General features: G+C 57.9%; 18 protein-coding genes and 1 pseudogene. 8 read left to right on the forward strand and 11 right to left on the reverse strand.

Features of this window, described 5'->3' with window-relative positions; translation table 11 throughout:
• Positions 1 to 11 precede the first annotated feature (11 nt).
• A complete protein-coding gene (locus NWP14_RS01845; RefSeq protein WP_095101906.1) occupies positions 12 to 1,184 on the forward strand; it encodes an ROK family transcriptional regulator in 1,173 nt (390 codons plus the stop codon).
• Positions 1,185 to 1,330: 146 nt separating this feature from the next.
• On the opposite strand, the gene NWP14_RS01850 is transcribed toward NWP14_RS01845, so the two are convergent.
• The gene (locus NWP14_RS01850; protein WP_346431274.1) at positions 1,331 to 1,774 is read right to left on the reverse strand and encodes a 6,7-dimethyl-8-ribityllumazine synthase; all 444 of its coding nucleotides are present in this window, start codon (positions 1,772 to 1,774) and stop codon (positions 1,331 to 1,333) included.
• A 49-nt stretch (positions 1,775 to 1,823) separates the two neighbouring features.
• Positions 1,824 to 2,193 (reverse strand): annotated as a pseudogene (locus NWP14_RS01855) (aminotransferase); the annotation flags it as partial.
• Between the two features lie 124 nt (positions 2,194 to 2,317).
• On the opposite strand from NWP14_RS01855, the gene NWP14_RS01860 reads away from it, so the two are divergent.
• Both NWP14_RS01860 and NWP14_RS01865 read left to right on the forward strand, forming a co-directional pair.
• Entirely contained in the window at positions 2,318 to 3,301 is a 984-nt protein-coding gene (locus NWP14_RS01860) for a fatty acid desaturase (RefSeq protein ID WP_375214679.1), read from the forward strand.
• Positions 3,294 to 4,094 (forward strand): phosphate/phosphite/phosphonate ABC transporter substrate-binding protein, encoded by an 801-nt coding sequence (locus NWP14_RS01865; protein WP_375214680.1) that lies wholly within the window; start codon positions 3,294 to 3,296, stop codon positions 4,092 to 4,094. Before NWP14_RS01860 ends, NWP14_RS01865 begins: the two co-directional genes overlap by 8 nt.
• 35 nt (positions 4,095 to 4,129) lie before the next feature.
• On the opposite strand, the gene NWP14_RS01870 is transcribed toward NWP14_RS01865, so the two are convergent.
• The 7 genes from NWP14_RS01870 to NWP14_RS01900 all read right to left on the reverse strand — a co-directional run bounded on the left by NWP14_RS01870 (position 4,130) and on the right by NWP14_RS01900 (position 10,133).
• Positions 4,130 to 5,470, reverse strand: coding sequence for an NtaA/DmoA family FMN-dependent monooxygenase (locus NWP14_RS01870; RefSeq protein ID WP_375214681.1), 1,341 nt, complete (start codon positions 5,468 to 5,470; stop codon positions 4,130 to 4,132).
• Between the two features lie 45 nt (positions 5,471 to 5,515).
• The gene (locus NWP14_RS01875; RefSeq protein WP_095101915.1) at positions 5,516 to 6,415 is read right to left on the reverse strand and encodes an ABC transporter substrate-binding protein; all 900 of its coding nucleotides are present in this window, start codon (positions 6,413 to 6,415) and stop codon (positions 5,516 to 5,518) included.
• Positions 6,416 to 6,513: 98 nt separating this feature from the next.
• Positions 6,514 to 7,182 (reverse strand): ABC transporter permease, encoded by a 669-nt coding sequence (locus tag NWP14_RS01880; protein WP_095101917.1) that lies wholly within the window; start codon positions 7,180 to 7,182, stop codon positions 6,514 to 6,516.
• Positions 7,182 to 7,811 (reverse strand): ABC transporter permease, encoded by a 630-nt coding sequence (locus tag NWP14_RS01885; protein ID WP_095101919.1) that lies wholly within the window; start codon positions 7,809 to 7,811, stop codon positions 7,182 to 7,184. The genes NWP14_RS01880 and NWP14_RS01885 overlap by 1 nt, the downstream gene beginning before the upstream one ends.
• On the reverse strand, positions 7,804 to 8,892 hold the full coding sequence (locus NWP14_RS01890; protein ID WP_331834384.1) for an ABC transporter ATP-binding protein: 1,089 nt from the start codon (positions 8,890 to 8,892) through the stop codon (positions 7,804 to 7,806). The genes NWP14_RS01885 and NWP14_RS01890 overlap by 8 nt, the downstream gene beginning before the upstream one ends.
• A gap of 178 nt (positions 8,893 to 9,070) precedes the next feature.
• Positions 9,071 to 9,391, reverse strand: coding sequence for an AzlD domain-containing protein (locus NWP14_RS01895; RefSeq protein WP_095101923.1), 321 nt, complete (start codon positions 9,389 to 9,391; stop codon positions 9,071 to 9,073).
• Between the two features lies 1 nt (position 9,392).
• Complete coding sequence (locus NWP14_RS01900) at positions 9,393 to 10,133, reverse strand: AzlC family ABC transporter permease (RefSeq protein WP_331834383.1); 741 nt, start codon at positions 10,131 to 10,133, stop codon at positions 9,393 to 9,395.
• A gap of 131 nt (positions 10,134 to 10,264) precedes the next feature.
• Between NWP14_RS01900 and NWP14_RS01905 the strand changes: the two genes are divergently transcribed.
• The gene (locus NWP14_RS01905; RefSeq protein ID WP_095102282.1) at positions 10,265 to 11,089 is read left to right on the forward strand and encodes an AraC family transcriptional regulator; all 825 of its coding nucleotides are present in this window, start codon (positions 10,265 to 10,267) and stop codon (positions 11,087 to 11,089) included.
• Between the two features lie 123 nt (positions 11,090 to 11,212).
• Positions 11,213 to 11,530, forward strand: coding sequence for a cupin domain-containing protein (locus NWP14_RS01910; RefSeq protein WP_346431276.1), 318 nt, complete (start codon positions 11,213 to 11,215; stop codon positions 11,528 to 11,530).
• 21 nt (positions 11,531 to 11,551) lie between these two features.
• Here NWP14_RS01910 and NWP14_RS01915 read toward each other — a convergent pair whose 3' ends face one another.
• On the reverse strand, positions 11,552 to 12,250 hold the full coding sequence (locus NWP14_RS01915) for an RluA family pseudouridine synthase (protein ID WP_346431277.1): 699 nt from the start codon (positions 12,248 to 12,250) through the stop codon (positions 11,552 to 11,554).
• A gap of 104 nt (positions 12,251 to 12,354) precedes the next feature.
• Complete coding sequence (locus NWP14_RS01920) at positions 12,355 to 13,248, reverse strand: LysR substrate-binding domain-containing protein (RefSeq protein ID WP_095101931.1); 894 nt, start codon at positions 13,246 to 13,248, stop codon at positions 12,355 to 12,357.
• Between the two features lie 312 nt (positions 13,249 to 13,560).
• On the opposite strand from NWP14_RS01920, the gene pckA reads away from it, so the two are divergent.
• The 3 genes from pckA (at position 13,561) to tssC (ending at position 17,870) form a co-directional block, all read left to right on the forward strand.
• Positions 13,561 to 15,204 (forward strand): phosphoenolpyruvate carboxykinase (ATP), encoded by a 1,644-nt coding sequence (pckA, locus tag NWP14_RS01925; RefSeq protein ID WP_375214682.1) that lies wholly within the window; start codon positions 13,561 to 13,563, stop codon positions 15,202 to 15,204.
• A gap of 580 nt (positions 15,205 to 15,784) precedes the next feature.
• The gene (gene tssB, locus NWP14_RS01930; protein ID WP_095101935.1) at positions 15,785 to 16,282 is read left to right on the forward strand and encodes a type VI secretion system contractile sheath small subunit; all 498 of its coding nucleotides are present in this window, start codon (positions 15,785 to 15,787) and stop codon (positions 16,280 to 16,282) included.
• A 37-nt stretch (positions 16,283 to 16,319) separates the two neighbouring features.
• Positions 16,320 to 17,870 (forward strand): type VI secretion system contractile sheath large subunit, encoded by a 1,551-nt coding sequence (gene tssC / locus NWP14_RS01935; protein WP_375214683.1) that lies wholly within the window; start codon positions 16,320 to 16,322, stop codon positions 17,868 to 17,870.

Here is a 17,870-nt window from a genome sequence, read left to right on the forward strand (position 1 = left end):
GAAGGGAAATGATGAAAACATCGGGAACAAACCTTGAGCACGCGCGGGTGCACAACCGGCGGGTGGTGATTGAAGCCGTGCGTCTGCACGGCAAATTAACCCGCGCGGAGCTGGCGCGCTTGACCGCGTTGACCCCGCAAACGGTCTCTAACATTGTCGCCGAGCTGCAGCAGATGGAGATCCTCACCAGCCACGCGCCGCGGCGGGCGGCGGGGCGCGGCCAGCCCGCGGTGCCGGTGAGCCTCAACCCTTCCAGCGCGTGGTCAATCGGCATTCATCTCGATCATCAAACGCTGATCGTGGTGCTGGTGGATCTCACCGGCGAGATCCATTTTCGCCGGCTCATTTTGGTGCAAAAGCCCCAGCCTGGTGCCACCTTTGCCCGCATTGGCGAAGTTATACAGGAGCTGCGTATGCTGCCGGGGCTCGACTGGGGCCGGGTGCTGGGAATTGGCGTGGTGATGCCCGGGCCCTTTGGCGTAGAGGGGATCTCCTCCACCGGGCCGACGACTCTGAACGGCTGGGAAGGCGTGGACGTCGAATCTGAACTGGCGCGGCTTAGCGGCCTGCCGGTCACCCTCGAAAACGACGCGACGGTGGCGGCCATCGGCGAGCGTTTTCACGGCGTTGCCCGCCATCTGAACTCCTTTGTCTATCTCTATATCGGTACCGGGCTGGGCGCCGGTATTTTTACCGACGGACATATTTATACCGGACATGCGCACAACGCCGGGGAGGTCGGGCATATCGTCGTCCAGCCGGGCGGCCGGACGTGCTACTGCGGCAATCAGGGCTGCCTTGAGCGCTATGTTTCGCTGCAGGCGGCCTACGAGTTCTGCGGCCTTGACCCCTATCGGGCGCTGCCAGAAGACCTGCTGGCGGTGGATGAAGCGCTGTTCGACCGCTGGATTGACAGCGCGCTGCCGCCGCTGCGTCAGGCGATCAACCTGCTGGAGTGCGTCTTTGATGCCGAAACGGTGGTGGTGGGCGGGACGATGCCGGCGCCGCTGCTGGAAAAAGTGCTGGCGCGCCTGCCGCCGCTGTATCAGTCGGTGCGCGGGCGCTACCTGACGGGGATGCGGGTGAAAATGGGGATGACCGGCACCGATACCGCCGCGCTCGGCGCCGCCGCGTTGCCTATTTTCGATGAGTTTAACCCGCAGTTCCAGGCGCTGATGAAGTAGCCCGGCGGCCGCTATCGTGGCCGTCGGGACTAAAGCAGGGGATTGAGCAGGGCCTGCGCCGTCAGCTCGTCGGTGACTAGTGGAGCCCGGCTGCCCGCAGGCTCAGGGACTCGTCGCCGTCGGGAAGAGAGCTTAATTTCATCTTCTCAGGCTTTTGACAGCGGCAGACGATGGATCTGCAGTACCGCCTTCGCCGCTTCCTGGCCCTTTTTCACGAAGTGCTCGCGATAAAAATCGATAAATTCGGCGGCGGGCTGGAAGTTGTGCGGCGTCAGAGAGACCGAGAACATCGGCACTTCCGTCGCCAGCTGCGCCTGCATCAGACCGCTGACCACGGCCTGGGCCACGAAGTCATGGCGATAGATCCCGCCGTCAACCACCAGCGCGGCGCAGACGATGGCATCATAGTTGCCGCTTTTCGCCAGCCGCTGGGCCAGCAGCGGCATTTCAAACGCCCCGGGGACATCCCAGCTATCGACAGCGTATTCCGCCTGCTGACGATCCAGCTCCTGGCGGAAACCGGTCTCGGCCTGGCTGACGATTTCCGCGTGCCAGTTGGCTTTGATAAAGGCGACTCTTAACGATGGCATGACACACTCCTGTTAAACGGTCGGCATCAGGCGATGCGGACCCAATCATTTAGACCTGCAGATCCTCGACTCCGCTATCGATGTCGGGGCCGAAAAGGCCACGCTTTCAGCGATATCGGCGACAACCTGGCTATCGGTCGGTTCGCGTTCTTTAAAACTGAGCTCAAGGCAGATCTCGTTATCCTCGGCGCCGCCGCGTATGAGCGCGCCGGGCAGCGGTTCGGGTTGGATCCGTCCGTTAACATTATACTGTAATGTAAACGGTCGATGCCCGCCTTTATCCAACATGCTTTGTTTAATATGGATAATCGGCGAGTCGCGGGGGACGGTTTCGGCCCAGGCATAGGGGTCATAGTCGCGCGGGTCGGGGAGGTGACGTCTCCGCGGTCAATATCCGCCATCATCCGCATCGGCAGCGCCCTGCAAGCGCTTCGCCAAACTCGCGGTTCTGGCAAAGCTAAGTGATTTAAATACTTTGTTATTCTCCGTGTTATCTCACATCTTCGAAGGATAAAAGATAACGCGGAAACGGTATTTGCAGTAATGGCAAAAAAAACGTCTGTCTATTTGCACCCCCAGCAGCGCGACCTGATTCACCAGCTTTCACGCAGCCGCCTATGGCGCAGTGAACTTCCGACCTGGCTCCTGATTATCACCATCTACGGCGGCTGGTTCGCCACCCTCGCGTACTGGCAAACCCTGGGGCTGTTGCCGGCGACGCTGCTGCTGATCTGGTTTAGCGCCTGGTATATGTCTTTACAGCATGAGCTGATACACGGCCATCCGACGCGCTGGCCGCGTCTGAACCAGCTGCTGGGCATCCTGCCGCTGGCGGTGTGGTATCCCTACGGCCTGTACCGGGATTCGCATCTCGCGCACCACGATAATCACCATCTCACGATACCGGTCGATGATCCCGAATCCTACTATTTTACCGCCGAGCGCTGGCGGCGTTTCGCGCCCTGGCAGCGCAAGGTGATTCATCTGCGCAACACCTTTATCGGACGGCTGCTGCTGGCGCCGCTGCTGGATATTGCGCAAACGCTCGTCAGCGCATGGCGCGCTTTTCGCCTGCGTCAGAAGGCGGCGATGGCGATGTGGACTACGCACGGCCTGCTGCTGGCCGGCCTGTTTGCGCTGATGGCGCGCGTTGATTTTTCGCCACTCTATTTTGTCGCCGTCGTCAGCTATCCGGCGCTGGCGCTCACCAAGGTTCGTTCCTTCCTTGAGCATCGGGCCGCCGACGATCCGCTGGCGCGCTCGGTGATTAATGAAGCGGGGCTGCCGTGGCGCGTGCTGTTTCTTAACCTGAACTATCATTCAGTCCATCACGACCTGCCGGGGGTTCCCTGGTACGGATTGCGTAAACTTTATCTGCTCGAACGGGAGAACTACCGGCAGCGTAACCACGGATTTCTGGTGCGCGGCTATGGCGAATGGCTGCGGCGCTTTTTGTTCCGTGCGGTAGAGGTGAACGCCCATCCCGGCGTTAAAAAGCAGAGCGGCGCGGGGGAGAACCATGAGTAACGTTGTCGATTTTCCCATGTATGCGGTTAATCATGAAGAGACGCGGGCGCTGTGGCTGGCGTTGCGCGAGATCCTCGCGGCCCGCGGGGTGGCGGTGGAGGACCTGCCGACGCGATGGCCCCGGGATGAGCTGCTGAACCACTGGCGCGATCCGCAGCTGCTGCTGAGCCAGACCTGCGGCTATCCGCTGGTGACCCTGCTCCCGGAGGTGCAGATCGTCGGCTGTTTTCACTACGCGGCGGCGGGGTGTGAAGGCGTGAACTACCGCAGCCTGCTGGTGAGCCAGGCGGTGAATCAGCATCGGACGCTGGCGGATTTTCGCCAGCGGCGGGCGGTCTGCAATTCGCCAGATTCGCAGTCCGGCTACAATGCGCTGCGGAACATGGTGGCTCCGCTGGCCGAGAGCGGCCGGTTTTTTTCCGCCGTGCGCTGGAGCGGCAGCCACCGCCAGTCGCTGATTGAATTACAGCAGGGAGCCGCCGATATTGCGGCGATTGACTGCGTCAGCTGGGCGCTGCTGCAGCGCCACGAACCGGCGCTGCTTGCCGGTCTGTGCGTTATCGGACGCAGCCCGTCGGCGCCGGGGCTGCCGCTGATAAGCAGCAAGGATACGCCGCCGGCGACGATTGCGCTCTTACGCGAGGCGCTGCATCAGCTGGTTAGCGGGGCGCAGTATCGGGATATTTGCGAGGCGCAGCTGATCGACGATTTTAGCGTCGTGACCCGCCAGCCGTATGCGCAGCTGCTGGCGTGGCGCGCTGAGGCGGCGACAAGGGGCGTGACCCGGCTGTAAGTTTGTGAAGGAGGCCGGGCCTCCTTCGGCGCGGGCTAGCGCGGATCGGCCGCAGCAAAGCGGTTTTCCGCCGCCGGTAGCCCGAGCTTCTCCCGCAGCGTGCCCGGCGGGTAGCTGGTGCGCATCGCGCCGTTACGCTGCAGAATCGGCACCACCTGGTCGACGAAGCGATCGAAATCCCCCGGCAGCAGCGGGAACATCAGGTTAAATCCGTCCGCCGCGCCGGCGCGCCAGGTGGCGGTCAGCGCTTCGGCGACCTCCTCCGCGCTGCCGATCAGCAGCCAGCTGTCGGAGCTTTGCAGCAGCAGGCGACCCAGCTGCAGAATGGTCAGGCTGGGATCGTAGTGGCGGATAAGCCGCAGCGCGGTGCGGATGCCGTCAAACGTCTCCTCGTCCGGCAGCGGCGGCAGGGGCTGGTCCGGCGAATGGGCGCTTAAATCCATCCGCAGATAGGATGAGAGCAGATCTATCGCCATCTGGTCGCTCATCAAACGCTCGTTAAGCCGCTGCCGCTCCTCCTTCTCGGCGTCGGAATTGACCACCACGGGCAGAACGCCGGCGATGATTTTAAAGTGCGCCGGATCGCGCCCGTAGCCACGCAGCCGCTGATTCATCTCCTGACGATAGGCCAGGCCCTCGGCAATGGATTTAATGAACACGAAGTGCATATCTGACCACGCCGCGGCGAGGTTTTTCCCCGCCTCGGAAGATCCCGCCTGTACCAGCACCGGATGGCCCTGCGGCGGACGCGGGACGTTGAGCGGTCCGCGAACGTTAAAGAACTCACCTCGATGGTTGAGGTGGTGCACCTTATGCGAATCGGCAAACAGGCCGCTCGCTTTGTCATACAGCACGGCATCGTCCTCCCAGGAGTCCCAAAGCCGGGTGACGACATCGATAAACTCCCCGGCGCGCTGGTAGCGGTTGCCGTGCTGCGGAAGCTGGTCGAGGCCGAAGTTCGCCGCTTCCTCTTCCAGCCACGAGGTGACCACGTTCCAGCTCGCCCGGCCGTTGCTGAGGAAGTCCAGCGAGGCGAAATAGCGGGCAAGGTTGTAAGGCTCGTTGTAGGAGGTGGAGGCGGTGCCCATCAGGCCAATATGTTCGGTCACGGCGGCGAGGGCGGCGAGCAGGGTAATGGGCTCCAGGCGCGCGTTCGCGTAGTGGGTTAAGCCGCTGGGTACCGTATCCCAGATGGCGATGTGATCGGCGATGAAAATGGCGTCAAGGGTGGCGGCCTCGGCCTTCTTCGCCAGCTCCGCGTAGTAGCCGAGGGTGAAAATTTCTTTGCCCGGCGCCTGCGGATGGCGCCATGAGAACCGGTAATCCCCCTGCGGATTAAAGAAAAACAGGTTCAGAATCATATGATTTTCAGACATTTTGCGGCTCGTTTCCTGTCATTGCCGATCCCTGGCATGGAGAGATTAGTGGCTTGCCAGATGGGTATTGACCCACTGTTCGGCAACCGCTGCCGGGTCTTTATGCTGCAGATCGACCTGCTGATTGAGCTCAATCAGAGCGGCGTTATTCAGCTTGCCGGATACCTCGTTCAGCACCTTGCTCACCGTCGGCGTCAGGCTGGCTTTACGCACCAGCGGCACCACGTTCTGGCTCGGCTGCTCGTGCTTATCGTCGGCCAGCACCACCCAGTCCTCTTTCGCCAGGTTGCCCTGGGTGGAGATAACCGTCGCGACGTCGATTTTGCCGGAGTTGAGCGCCAGGCGGGTCAGCGGCCCGCCCATATCAAGAGACTTTACCGCCTTAAATTCGATTCCATAGACGCGCTTAAGGCCCGGCAGGCCGAGCGCGCGTACCGCCAGCTCCGGCGGCCCGCCGATCGTCAGCTCATGAGCGATGGGCTGCAGATCGGAAAGCTTACTCAAACCGTATTTTTTCGCCGTGTCGGCGCGAACGGCCCACGCGGTAATCGAGGTTGCCGGCGAAGGCGTCAGCAGCGCGAAGTCGGCGGGCAGGGCTTTAGCAAGCTCGGCGCTGACATCGCTCTGGCTGGTGGCCAGGGTTTTACCGTCGTAATAGTTAAGCAGGGCGCCAAGATATTCCGGCACAATATCAATTTCGCCGCTCTTTAATGCCGGAATAATAATCTCGCGGTTGCCGAGATTAAGCCGCGTGCTGACCTCAATATTATTTTTCTTCAGCGCGCTGGCATAAATATTAGCGAGAATAGAGCTCTCGGTGAAATTAGCGCCGCCAATCGTGACGCTTTCCGCTAATGAGCTAAAGCTTAAGCTGAGTAAACCTACGGCTAACAGGGACAGGCGAAAACGGCGATGATGAAAAGGGAAAGCTAATATATTCTGCATAGTGCCTCGCTAAGTGTATAAATATCCGTGATGCGTTAAGCCACGGGTACGCTGCGGCCCGGTTGAAATATTCGGGACGCCGCTACGGGTGATAAAAATTAATACTCCGGGGTGCTGACGGTATGGGTGAAGCGCCGGTCAATGAATGAAAAGAGCAGCTCGCTGCCGATGGCCAGCAGCGATACCACCAGCGAGCCGGCGATCACCTGGGGAATATCGCGCTGGCCGAGTCCGTCGATCAGAAACCGGCCGAGGCCGCCGAGCCCGGCATAGGCCGCGACGACGGCGGTGGCGATCAGCTGTACCAGCGCCGTGCGCATCCCGGCGAAAATAAGCGGCGCGGCCAGCGGGATCCGCAGCTGCCAAAGGCTTTGCAGCGGCGTCATGCCCAGCGCTTTCGCCGCATCGCATAGCTGGCGGTCGGCATGATAGATCCCGACCCAGGCGTTGGTGAGAATCGGCGGAACGGACATGGCGACCAGCGCGGCGAATAGCGGAATATCGTTAAAGCCAAATAAAAGAATGCACAGTAAAATTAATCCTAGCGCCGGAATAGCCCTGCCGATATTAAATAAGTTAATGATTATAAAGGCGCCTTTTCGCCAGTAGCCAAGAGCGATCCCCGTGGGCAGGGCAATGGCCGAGGCGATCAGCATGCTCAGCGTAACGTAATAAATATGCTCCCGCAGGCGCACCAGGATACCGCTGTCGGTGAGCCAGTGTTCGGGCTGTAAAAACCAGCCCAGCGTTGCCTGTATGATGTCCATCAGCGTGCCCAGGGCGTAATCCAATAGCCAACGCGGGCTATCAGAGAGTCAAATAACAGCGACAGCGCGAGGCTCAACGCCAGGCTGACAATGACAGGAGTGATAAAATCCTGGTTAAACCCCGCCAGCAGCAGCTGCCCCAGCCCGCCCTGGCCAATGAGCGCGGTCACCGTCACCAGACCAACGAGGGTAACTGAGGCAATGCGCAGACCGGCAAAAAGCGACGGCGCCAGCAGATGCAGCTCGATATCGAAAAAACGATAGCCGCGGGTGTAGCCCAGCGCGCGGGCCGACTCCAGCACCGCCGCCGGCAGCTTCTCGATGCCGGCAAGGGTGTTGCGCAGCAGGATCAGCAGGGAATAGAGCGTCAGGCCGATGACTGAGGTGGTCAGCGACAGGCCGGTAAACGGCAGCAGTAAAATGAACAGCGCCAGCGAGGGGATCGTAAACAGGACCCCGCAGAGATAGAGCAGTGGCTGTGCGGCCTTCGGCCAGCGCAGGGTCAGGATAATCAGTAATCCCGTCAGCAGGGTGCCAAAAAACAGCGAGATAACCACCAGCTGCGTATGCTGCCACAGCAGCGCACCAATCATCATCCGGTTGTCGACGATCCACTGCCAGTCAACCATAACGACGAATTTCCACCAGACCATCCAGCACGTGCTGGAGCAATGAGTGCGAAATGGCGCCCTGATATTTTCCGCTGCTGTCGACATGCACCAGCACGCCGCCCGGCGCATCCAGCAGGGCGCTGTAGGCAAAACGCAGGCTATGCAGCGCGGCCAGCGGCTGGGTGACCGGCAGCGAGATTCGCCTGTGCGGGTCGAACCACTGCAGCGGGCGCTGGTGCTTATCGAGGATCAGCTGCAGCGAGCTGCTGAGCGTCGGGTGGCTGCTGGCGATAGGCGTATATTGCTCATCGACCAGCGCCACGTCATGGCGCGGAAGCTGGCCTACCTGAATCATGCCCAGCCGCTTGAGGTTGGGCTCGGGGCCAATAAAGCGGCGGACAAACTCGCTGGCCGGGTGCGATAAAATATGGTCAGGGGAGGCAAACTGCGCCAGCACGCCGCCCTCCTCGAAAATGGCAATTCTGTCGCCCAGGCGGATGGCCTCGTTAATATCGTGCGTCACCAGCACGATCGTTTTATGCAGGCGCTGCTGGAGCAGCAGAAGCTCGTCCTGGAGGCGCTCGCGCACCAGCGGGTCGATAGCGGCAAAGGGCTCATCCATCAGCAGCACCGGCGGGTCGGCCGCCAGCGCCCGGGCGATGGCGACGCGTCCCTGCTGCCCGCCGGAAAGCTGGTGCGGATAGCGCTCAAGGAGCAGGCGGTCCAGCGACATTAAATCGACCAGCTCGGCAATGCGCGCGCGGATCTGCGTTTTGTTCCAGCCGAGCAGACGCGGCACCGTAGCGATATTTTGCGCCACCGTGCGGTGCGGAAATAACGCCGCGCTCTGCATCACAAAGCCAATTTTGCGGCGCAGCTGGATAATATCGCTATCGGCTATTTTTACTCCCTGAACGTAGACGTGACCGGAGTCCGGTTTATCGAGCTGATTAATCATCCGTAATAGGGTGGTTTTACCGCAGCCGCTGGGGCCAACAAAGGTGCACAGTTCGCCGCTATTAATCGTCAGGTTAAGATTGCTAATTGCCGCATGCGCGCTGCCGGGGTAGGTCTTATGGATATTTTCGAGTTTAATCATGTGCCGCCGTCGCGCCCTGAAGTTTATTTCATGGAAAGCATGAATAAACTACAAGCTACAGAGGCGGTGATTAACGAGCAAATATGATATTTGCATTTGCAATGCCGCTATTTGAATTTAACGCGTTGGGTAAAACTGATAATGAAAAGGCCACGCGGAGCGTGGCCGAGGAGCAGAATTAAAGCAGCAGGTAGCTCAGTGCGGAAAAAGCGACCATCCCCGCAATCACCGTGGCAAACAGACTACGGGTGAGTACACCGGCCACCGTCGCGGCGGCGGCGGCCAGCAGCGAAATACTGATGCCCGAACCGCTCAGCGCCGGCTTGCCGAGCAGCTCCGCGGCGATAATTGCCGCCATAATGGCTGACGGAATAAAGCTCAGCCACTGCTGGAGAACCGGCGCCAGGCGAAATCGCGAAAGCAGTAACACAGGTACCGTGCGCATCAGCGCGGTGACCAGCGCGGAGGCGAGAATGGCAAGGATGATATTTCGTTCCATCTTATTTTTCCCCTTTAGACGACAGGCGCAGCCCGACCGTCGCCAGCGTTGCCGCGACCGATGCCGCCACGATGACCACCACGCTCATATCGGTGTGCCCGGCGGTGAACAGCGTGATGACCACCGCCGTCGCAATGCTGAAGGCCTCCAGCACCTTGCGTCGGCTGGCAAACCAGATCATCAGCACCAGCCCGATAAACATCGACACCAGGCTGAAGCTCAGCCCCTCCATCAGCGACGGCGGAAGGGCGGAGGCTAATCCTGCGCCCACCACGCAGGCGAGGATCCAGTTCAGCCACGCGGCGACGTTAAGCCCGAGCATCCACGCGTAGGGCACTTTGTTGTGCGCGCTGCCGCGCTGGACCGCGACGCCGAAGGTTTCGTCGGTCAGCAGCAGCCCGCTGATAATTTTTTGCCCGGTGCTGTATTCCCGAAAAAATACGCTCATGGCGGAGCTCATCAGCAGATAACGGAGGTTCACCAGCAGCACGCTCAGCACCACCGAGGCGACTTCGGCGCCCGTGGCCCACAGCGAATAAAACAGGAACTGGGCGGAGCCCGCGTACAGCGCGCTCGCCAGTAAAGCCGTCTGCGCGGTGGTGAACCCGGATAATGTGCCGATCGCTCCGGCGGCAAACCCAATGCTCCAGTAGCCGGGAATTGTGGGCAGGCAGGCGATAATGCCCGCGCGAAACTCCGCCGCTGCCTCATCCCTGGGCGAGGTCTTCTTGTTCATCAACATCAAATAGTCCCGAATTGTGCATCACTGAATGATAATCTTAAGAAATCCCGAGGATCGCTATAGTAAAATCCTGCTCATTGATTGAAATAGCAATATTGCGCAATAAAAAGGGTACCGGCATGGTGAAAGAGATGCGGGATGATATCAAGCTCTGGCGGGACAGCGAGCTTCACGGCGGGATGGAGATCCTCCGCGCCTCCTGCTACGAGCACAGCTATCCGCCGCACTTTCATAATGAATATGTGATCGCCGCTTTCGCCCGCGGGGCGCAGCGCACGCGCATCTGCCGGGAGCGCGGTATCGCGGCGGCGGGGACGGTGATGGTGATCATGCCCGGCGAAGTGCACACCGGCGAAGCGGTACAGCGCGATGAAGGCTGGGATTACTGCGCATTTTATCCTTCGGCGCAGCTGATTGATGAGGTGGCCGCAACGGTACTCACCGGCACCGGCGAGGTCCATTTTGGCGGCGAAGGGATGCGGCACGATCCGCTGATGGCCCGCAGCATGCTGCAGGCCTCCGCCGTGCTTGGCGCCAGCCGCGACCCGCTGGAAAAAGAGTGCCTGATGTACCAGGTGCTGAATATGCTGGTGGGGCGCTATGCCGGACGCAGCGCCCGCGGCGGCCGACGGGACGCGATCCGCGCCGATATTCGGCGCGCCATCGAGTTTTTACACTGTGCTTATCAGCAGCCGCTGGCGGTTAAGGAGATTGCCGAGGTTGCCGGGCTGAGCGAGTTCCATTTTATGCGCACCTTCCAGGCGCAGACCGGGCTATCGGTCCACCAGTACCTGACGCAGCTGCGCCTGGTCAGAGCCAAAGGGCTGCTGGCGAAAGGCTTCGGCGCCGCGCAGGTGGCGACGGACGTCGGATTTTACGATCAAAGCCACCTGATTAAATACTTCCGCCTGCATTTCGGCATCACGCCCGGCGCCTTTGCGACCTCATCGATATAGGCCACCTGTCAGACTCTCCCCGGCAAAGCGAATGATTTTGCGTATGCAACTAACATATCCGCATTTGCGCGACGGCGCCGATCGGTTATTTATTGCGGCTGGCATTCCCTGCAGGAGGCATTGATGGAGATTAACTCTGTTTACCGGATCGCCGCCGGACTGGAGCAGGTCTGGCGCTCGCGGGTATTGGGAACGGTAGGCAATAGCGCAATAAAGGTCATAAAAATGGGCGGCGAGGGTATCGCCCCCGAAGCGCATGCTGATTTCGATGAACTGCTGCTGGTACTGGAAGGGGAGCTTCCGCTGGTTATTGACGGCAGGCGGTTCAACCTCGCTGCTGGCGATTACTGCTTTGTGCCGAAGGGCGCCGTGCACCACGTACCGACCGGGAGTTTCGGTACGCTGCTGCTGGTTGATATCTGGGACGCGCCCCTGTCTTAATCGCTGCCGACCGGGCAGGTTTCAGAACGGGCTGGCGCTGCTGGCGTTGATAAACTCTCCGCTGACCGGGTGAGTAAAGCGCAGCTCGCTGGCGTGCAGCATCAGGCGCGGCGTGCTCTCGGTGCCCGGCAGCAGCAGACCGCCGTAGAGATCGCAGCCTAGAATAGGGTGACCTGCAAGCTGACAGTGAATGCGCAGCTGATGGGTGCGCCCGGTTTCCGGGGTCAGCTGCACCCGGGTCAGCGGCAGCTGAGTCCCGTCTTCCTGCGGGCGATACAGGCGCTCAAGCACCCGATAGCGGGAGCGGGCCGGCTTGCCGCGGGTGGCGCAAATGGTCATCAGCGGAAACAGCGCCGGGTCTTTCGCGATGGGGGCGTCTATCACGCCTTCATCATCGGCCAGGTGCCCGCACAGCAGCGCGCTGTAGACCTTGCTCACCGCGCGCTGGCTAAACTGCTGGCAAAGGGCAGCGTTGATGGCCCTGCTGCGGGCAATCACCATCACTCCGGAAGTCCCGAAATCGAGACGATGAACCAGGGTACAGCCGGGAAAGGTCTGGACTAACCGATGGTGCACCGAGTCGAGATTGCGCGGGTTTTTGCCCGAGAGGCTGAGCAGGCCGGCGGGTTTAGCGATCAGCAGCAGATGATCGTCCTGATAGAGGATCTCAATCTCTGCATGGCACGGCGGGGCAATAAAGGTATCAACGATCGTGGACATCGGGCGGCACGCCTGGAAAAGGGATGCGGATGATAGCGAATTTTCAGTCAGCTGGCGAATTCGTTATTTAACCGGCAATTCGCGCAAATCGCCGATTCTGCACCTCAGGCGTGCGGGGCGTTTCGGGATTTAATATGCTGCCAGAAGCGCTCGGCCGATTGGTTCAGCCGCGAGCCGGAACGATACATATATGCCCCGATCGGCAGTGAGAGGGTGGCGTCCATAATAGCCAGGCGGCCCTCATCGAGCTCGCGCTGGATAGAGTATTGCGGCAGCCAGCCCACGCCGTCGCCGTTGAGGATCATGCGTTTAAGCAGTTCACTCATCGAAGAGACGAAGGTTAGCGAGAAGGTGATCCCCGGCGTGCGGTCGATAACCTGATTGACCTGGCGCCCCATATAGCTATCGTTGGCATACCTCATCAGCGGCAAGACGCCGCGGTGCAGATGAAAGAGCGGCCTGCCGCTATCATCGCAGGGCGAAACAAGATGTACCGAGGAGTCAAATATTTTGTGGTTAATAAACGGATAGTTCATTAACTCCTCATTATAAAACGACAGAATAAAGTCGCTTTTGCCTTCCTTGAGGTTAAATACGGCCTCGTTAACGTTAATCGATTCTACATGGAAGGTTTTATTTTTTATGTCGGTGTAGCCGGCAATTAATTCCGGAAGTACCAAAACTGAGAGCGACGGAGCGGCATCGATTCTTATTTTCTGGGTGGTATTATTTAGCCCCTTAATGCGGCTGATCTGAAAATCCATGTCGTCCAGCATATTTCGCGCATAGCCGACGAAGATCTTTCCGCGGGTGGTGAGCTGCAGCGGGTTAACGCCGCGGTCGAAAATGCTGAAGCCTAGCGACGCTTCAAGCGCCTGAATCCTGCGGCTGAAGGAGGACTGCGATATATTTCTGGTTTTAGCCGCCAGGGTAAAGCTTCTGGACTCCTCCAGAGCAATGACATCGTACAGCCACTTCACTTCAAGATTCGCCAGCACGGACCCGTTCCTTACGCTGTATTTAATGCTATGCAATTTTAGCATAACGCATAGAAACTATGCAATTAACATAACCAACCACAGGTGTTAACATTTTTCTCAGATTTAGCGTATTCCTTAGTTGTAAATACGAGTATTAGTAAAGTACAGGCGATACCCTACGAGCACCGTTATAAAATCGCTGCTCCAGGCGGCTCATCCTGTTATTTCATTTTGCTGTGGATTTTTTCCAGAAGGGAATTTACAGAAGAACGCAATAGCGGGCTGAAATAATGAATACATCTTACTAGCCAGTTGTTTGTCAGGAGTTCCATGCCACGTATTGAATCAGTAAAACAGGCTCTGCTGGAGCTTGGCATTAAGGATAGCAGCGAGTTATTTTATAACCCCGATTACGACCTGCTGATTGCCCATGAAACCAGCCCGGAACTCACCGGCGCAGCGCGCGGCGTGATGACCGCATCCGGCGCCGTAGCCGTTGATACCGGGATATTTACCGGACGTTCGCCGCGCGACAAATATATCGTCAGGGATGACCTGACCCGCGACACCGTCTGGTGGTCCGATGCCGGGCTTGGCCGCAACGACAATAAACCGTTAACGCCGGAGATTTGGACCAGCCTCAAAACGCGGGTTGCCGGACAGCTGAGCGGCAAAAAGCTGTATGTGGTTGATGCCTGGTGCGGGGCAAGCCCTGATACGCGCCTCGGCGTGCGCTTTGTCACCGAGGTGGCGTGGCAGGCTCATTTCGTCAAAAACATGTTTATCGTTCCCGACGCTGAGGAGCTGGAGCAGTTCACGCCGGACTTTGTCGTCCTCAACGGCGCGGGCTGCACCAACGACCAGTGGCAGGAGCAGGGCCTTAACTCTGAAAACTTTGTCGCATTTAACCTGAGTGAGAAAATTCAGCTCATTGGCGGCACCTGGTACGGCGGAGAGATGAAAAAAGGGCTCTTCTCGGTAATGAACTATCTGCTGCCGCAGCAGGGCATTGCCTCAATGCACTGCTCGGCTAACCGCGGTGAAGAGGGCGACGTGGCCCTGTTCTTTGGCCTTTCCGGTACCGGCAAAACGACCCTTTCCACCGATCCGCTGCGCCAGCTTATCGGCGACGATGAGCACGGCTGGGATGACGATGGCGTATTCAATTTTGAAGGCGGCTGCTACGCCAAAACCATCAATCTTGATCCGCAGGCGGAACCGGAAATTTATCAGGCGATTCGCCGCAATGCGCTGCTGGAAAATGTGGTAGTCAGAGCTGACGGCACGGTGGATTATGCCGACGGCAGCAAGACCGAAAATACCCGCGTTTCATATCCGCTGTCGCATATCGAAAATATCGTCAAACCGGTATCTCGTGCCGGCCATCCGGCGCGGGTGATTTTCCTCGCCGCCGACGCTTTCGGCGTGCTGCCGCCGGTGTCACGTCTGACGACCGAACAGATGCAGTACCACTTCCTGTCGGGCTTCACCTCGAAGCTGGCCGGGACCGAGCGCGGTATCACCCAGCCGACGCCAACTTTCTCCGCCTGCTACGGCGCGGCGTTCCTGCTGCTGCACCCAACGCAGTACGCCAGCGTGCTGGCCGCAAAAATGGCGGAAGCCGGCGCGGAAGCCTGGCTGGTTAATACCGGCTGGAACGGAGAAGGGAAACGCCTGTCGTTACGCGATACCCGCAGCATTATCAGCGCTATCTTAAATGATACCACCGGCCCTCTGCGCCCCGAGACGATCCCGGTCTTTGGCCTGGCAATTCCTGAGAATATCCCGGGCGTTGACGGCGCGCTGCTCGATCCGCGCAGCGGCTGGAGCTCTGCCGACGGCTGGCAGGAGAAAGCCGAAAGTCTGGCCCGGCTGTTTATCGATAACTTCAGCCAATATAGCGATACCGAGGCCGGCGCGCGCCTGGCCCTGGCGGGCCCAAAACTTGAACCGTCCGCCGCTACGGCGAACTAATTGGCGCTGTAAATAGCGTAGCCCGCTCTAAACCCGGATGGCAAAGCGATTGCCGTCCGGGTTTTTTCTTTTTTGAGAGCCGACTGACCGCGTTTTAGCGGTAAATGTCGGCCACCTCAGCTTTCGCTTGCCCGTCGACGCGATCCGTTAGCCTTAATGATCAGGGGCATCCTGCTGGCAGCTTGCCCGCCTTCAATCCAGCCGATTATTTTCATATATCAGCAGTAAATTAAACGATCTATGCCGCTTGTGATTTTTTAAATGTCCAGTATTGGACTTGAAAAATAATGTTTTATTATTTCAGTTATTAATCGAATTGCCATTATTGCTGATGTGAATGTTATTTGTTTTATGCTGCGTGGTTTTATTTCAAATAAACATTGACGGTCGGCGTCGTTCCAGGCCTGTTATGTCGGGCTTATGGCGCGGGTGAGTTTTAATTAGCGGTTGCTGTTAAGGGTTATTTTAATTATTGATGCTTTACGTGGCGATAAATTTAGAGTAAAAACAAAAAAGCCACATCCGCTATGGTAACAATATTTCAGATTAAGTGATTAATTTATTCAGGAGATAAGTATATATGTCTGAATCATTTCAGAACGAAATACCTCGTGCGCGTGTAAATATAAAACTGGATCTTTTGACCGGGGGAGTCCAGAAGAAAGTAGAGCTACCGTTAAAGCTCCTGAGCGTGGGTGACTTCAGTAACGGCAAGGCAGAGGGCATGCTTTCTGAGCGCGATAAGATCGACATCAACAAGAACAATTTTAACAGCGTCCTGGCTAATCTTAATCCCGAAGTAAATCTCACCGTTAAAAACACCCTCGCCAACGATGGTTCTGAAGAAGATGTGAAGCTGTATTTTCAGAATATGAAGGATTTTGAGCCGGAGGCGGTGGCACGTCAAATACCGCAGCTTCGGGCAATGCTCTCTATGCGCAATCTGCTGCGCGATTTGAAATCAAATCTTCTTGATAATATGACTTTCCGGAAAGAGCTGGAAACCATATTAAAAGATCCCGCGCTTTCCGAAGAGTTGCGCAATGAGCTGAATGCGCTTGCCCCGGCCCAGGATTAATTACTGGAAGTTCTTTTCACGGAATAATGACGAGTAAATGCTAATGTCAGTCAATAATGAATCCCAGAATCTGGCGGGTGACGCCACTGTCGAAAAATACCTGCCTCAGGGTGGAGTATATGCCTCCCTGTTTGACAAAATTAATTTAACGCCGGTGGCTGAACTCGGTGATTTAAACGGTTTTGATGATACTACCGTGATGGCGGAAACCTCCGTTGATGCCCGCGTGACCGCCGCGGTGAAAGTATTTATGCAGTGTCTGCAAAAATCCGGGCACAAAGTGGAGAAGCTGGATAAGACGATCCTCGACCATCATATTGCGGAGCTGGATTTTCAGATCGGCCGTCAGCTTGATGAAGTCATGCATCACCCGGATTTTCAGCGCACTGAGGGCGTCTGGCGCGGGCTTAAATCGCTGGTTGATAAAACCGATTTTCGCCAGAACGTAAAGCTGGAATTACTCGATTTGTCTAAAGAGGAGCTGCGCCAGGACTTCGAGGACTTTCCGGAAATTATTCAGAGCGGGCTGTATAAGCAGACGTATATCGCGGAATACGACACCCCGGGCGGTGAACCTGTTGCCGCTGTTATCTCCGCGTATGAGTTCGATGCATCCGCTCAGGATGTGGCGCTGATGCGTAATATATCAAAAGTCGCCGCCGCCGCGCACATGCCGTTTATTGGCTCGGCGGGACCGAAGTTCTTTTTAAAGGACAGCATGGAGCAGGTTGCGGCCATCAAAGATATCGGCAACTACTTCGATCGCGCCGAGTATATCAAATGGAAAAACTTCCGCGACACCGACGACTCTCGCTACATCGGTCTGGTGATGCCGCGCGTGCTGGGCCGCCTGCCGTATGGTCCGGATACCGTGCCGGTGCGCAGCTTCAACTACGTCGAAGAGGTGAAGGGGCCGCAACACGATAAATACCTGTGGACCAACGCCTCCTTCGCCTTTGCCGCAAATATGGTGAAAAGCTTCATCAACAACGGCTGGTGCGTGCAGATCCGAGGGCCGCAGGCCGGTGGTGCTGTGCAGGATCTGCCCATTCATCTGTATGACCTCGGCACCGGCAATCAGGTGAAAATTCCGTCAGAGGTGATGCTGCCGGAAACCCGCGAATTTGAGTTCGCCAGTCTCGGCTTTATTCCGCTTTCCTATTACAAGAACCGCGATTACGCCTGCTTCTTCTCGGCCAACTCGGCCCAGAAACCGGCGCTGTACGACACTGCGGAAGCTACCGCAAACAGCCGGATTAACTCGCGCCTGCCCTACATCTTCCTGCTGTCGCGTATCGCGCACTACCTGAAGCTCATTCAGCGTGAAAACATCGGCACCACCAAGGATCGTCGCCTGCTTGAGCTGGAGCTCAACACCTGGGTGCGTAGCCTGGTGACCGAAATGACCGATCCGGGCGATGAACTGCAGGCTTCACACCCGCTGCGCGATGCAAAAGTGGTAGTTGAGGATATAGAGGACAATCCGGGCTTCTTCCGCGTGAAGCTGTTTGCCGTGCCGCACTTCCAGGTCGAAGGCATGGACGTCAATCTGTCGCTGGTTTCCCAGATGCCGAAAGCGAAAGCGTAA

Origin of the sequence: Klebsiella sp. C349492 (assembly GCF_042055345.1) — a bacterium.
In the GTDB taxonomy this organism is placed as follows: domain Bacteria; phylum Pseudomonadota; class Gammaproteobacteria; order Enterobacterales; family Enterobacteriaceae; genus Klebsiella; species Klebsiella scottii.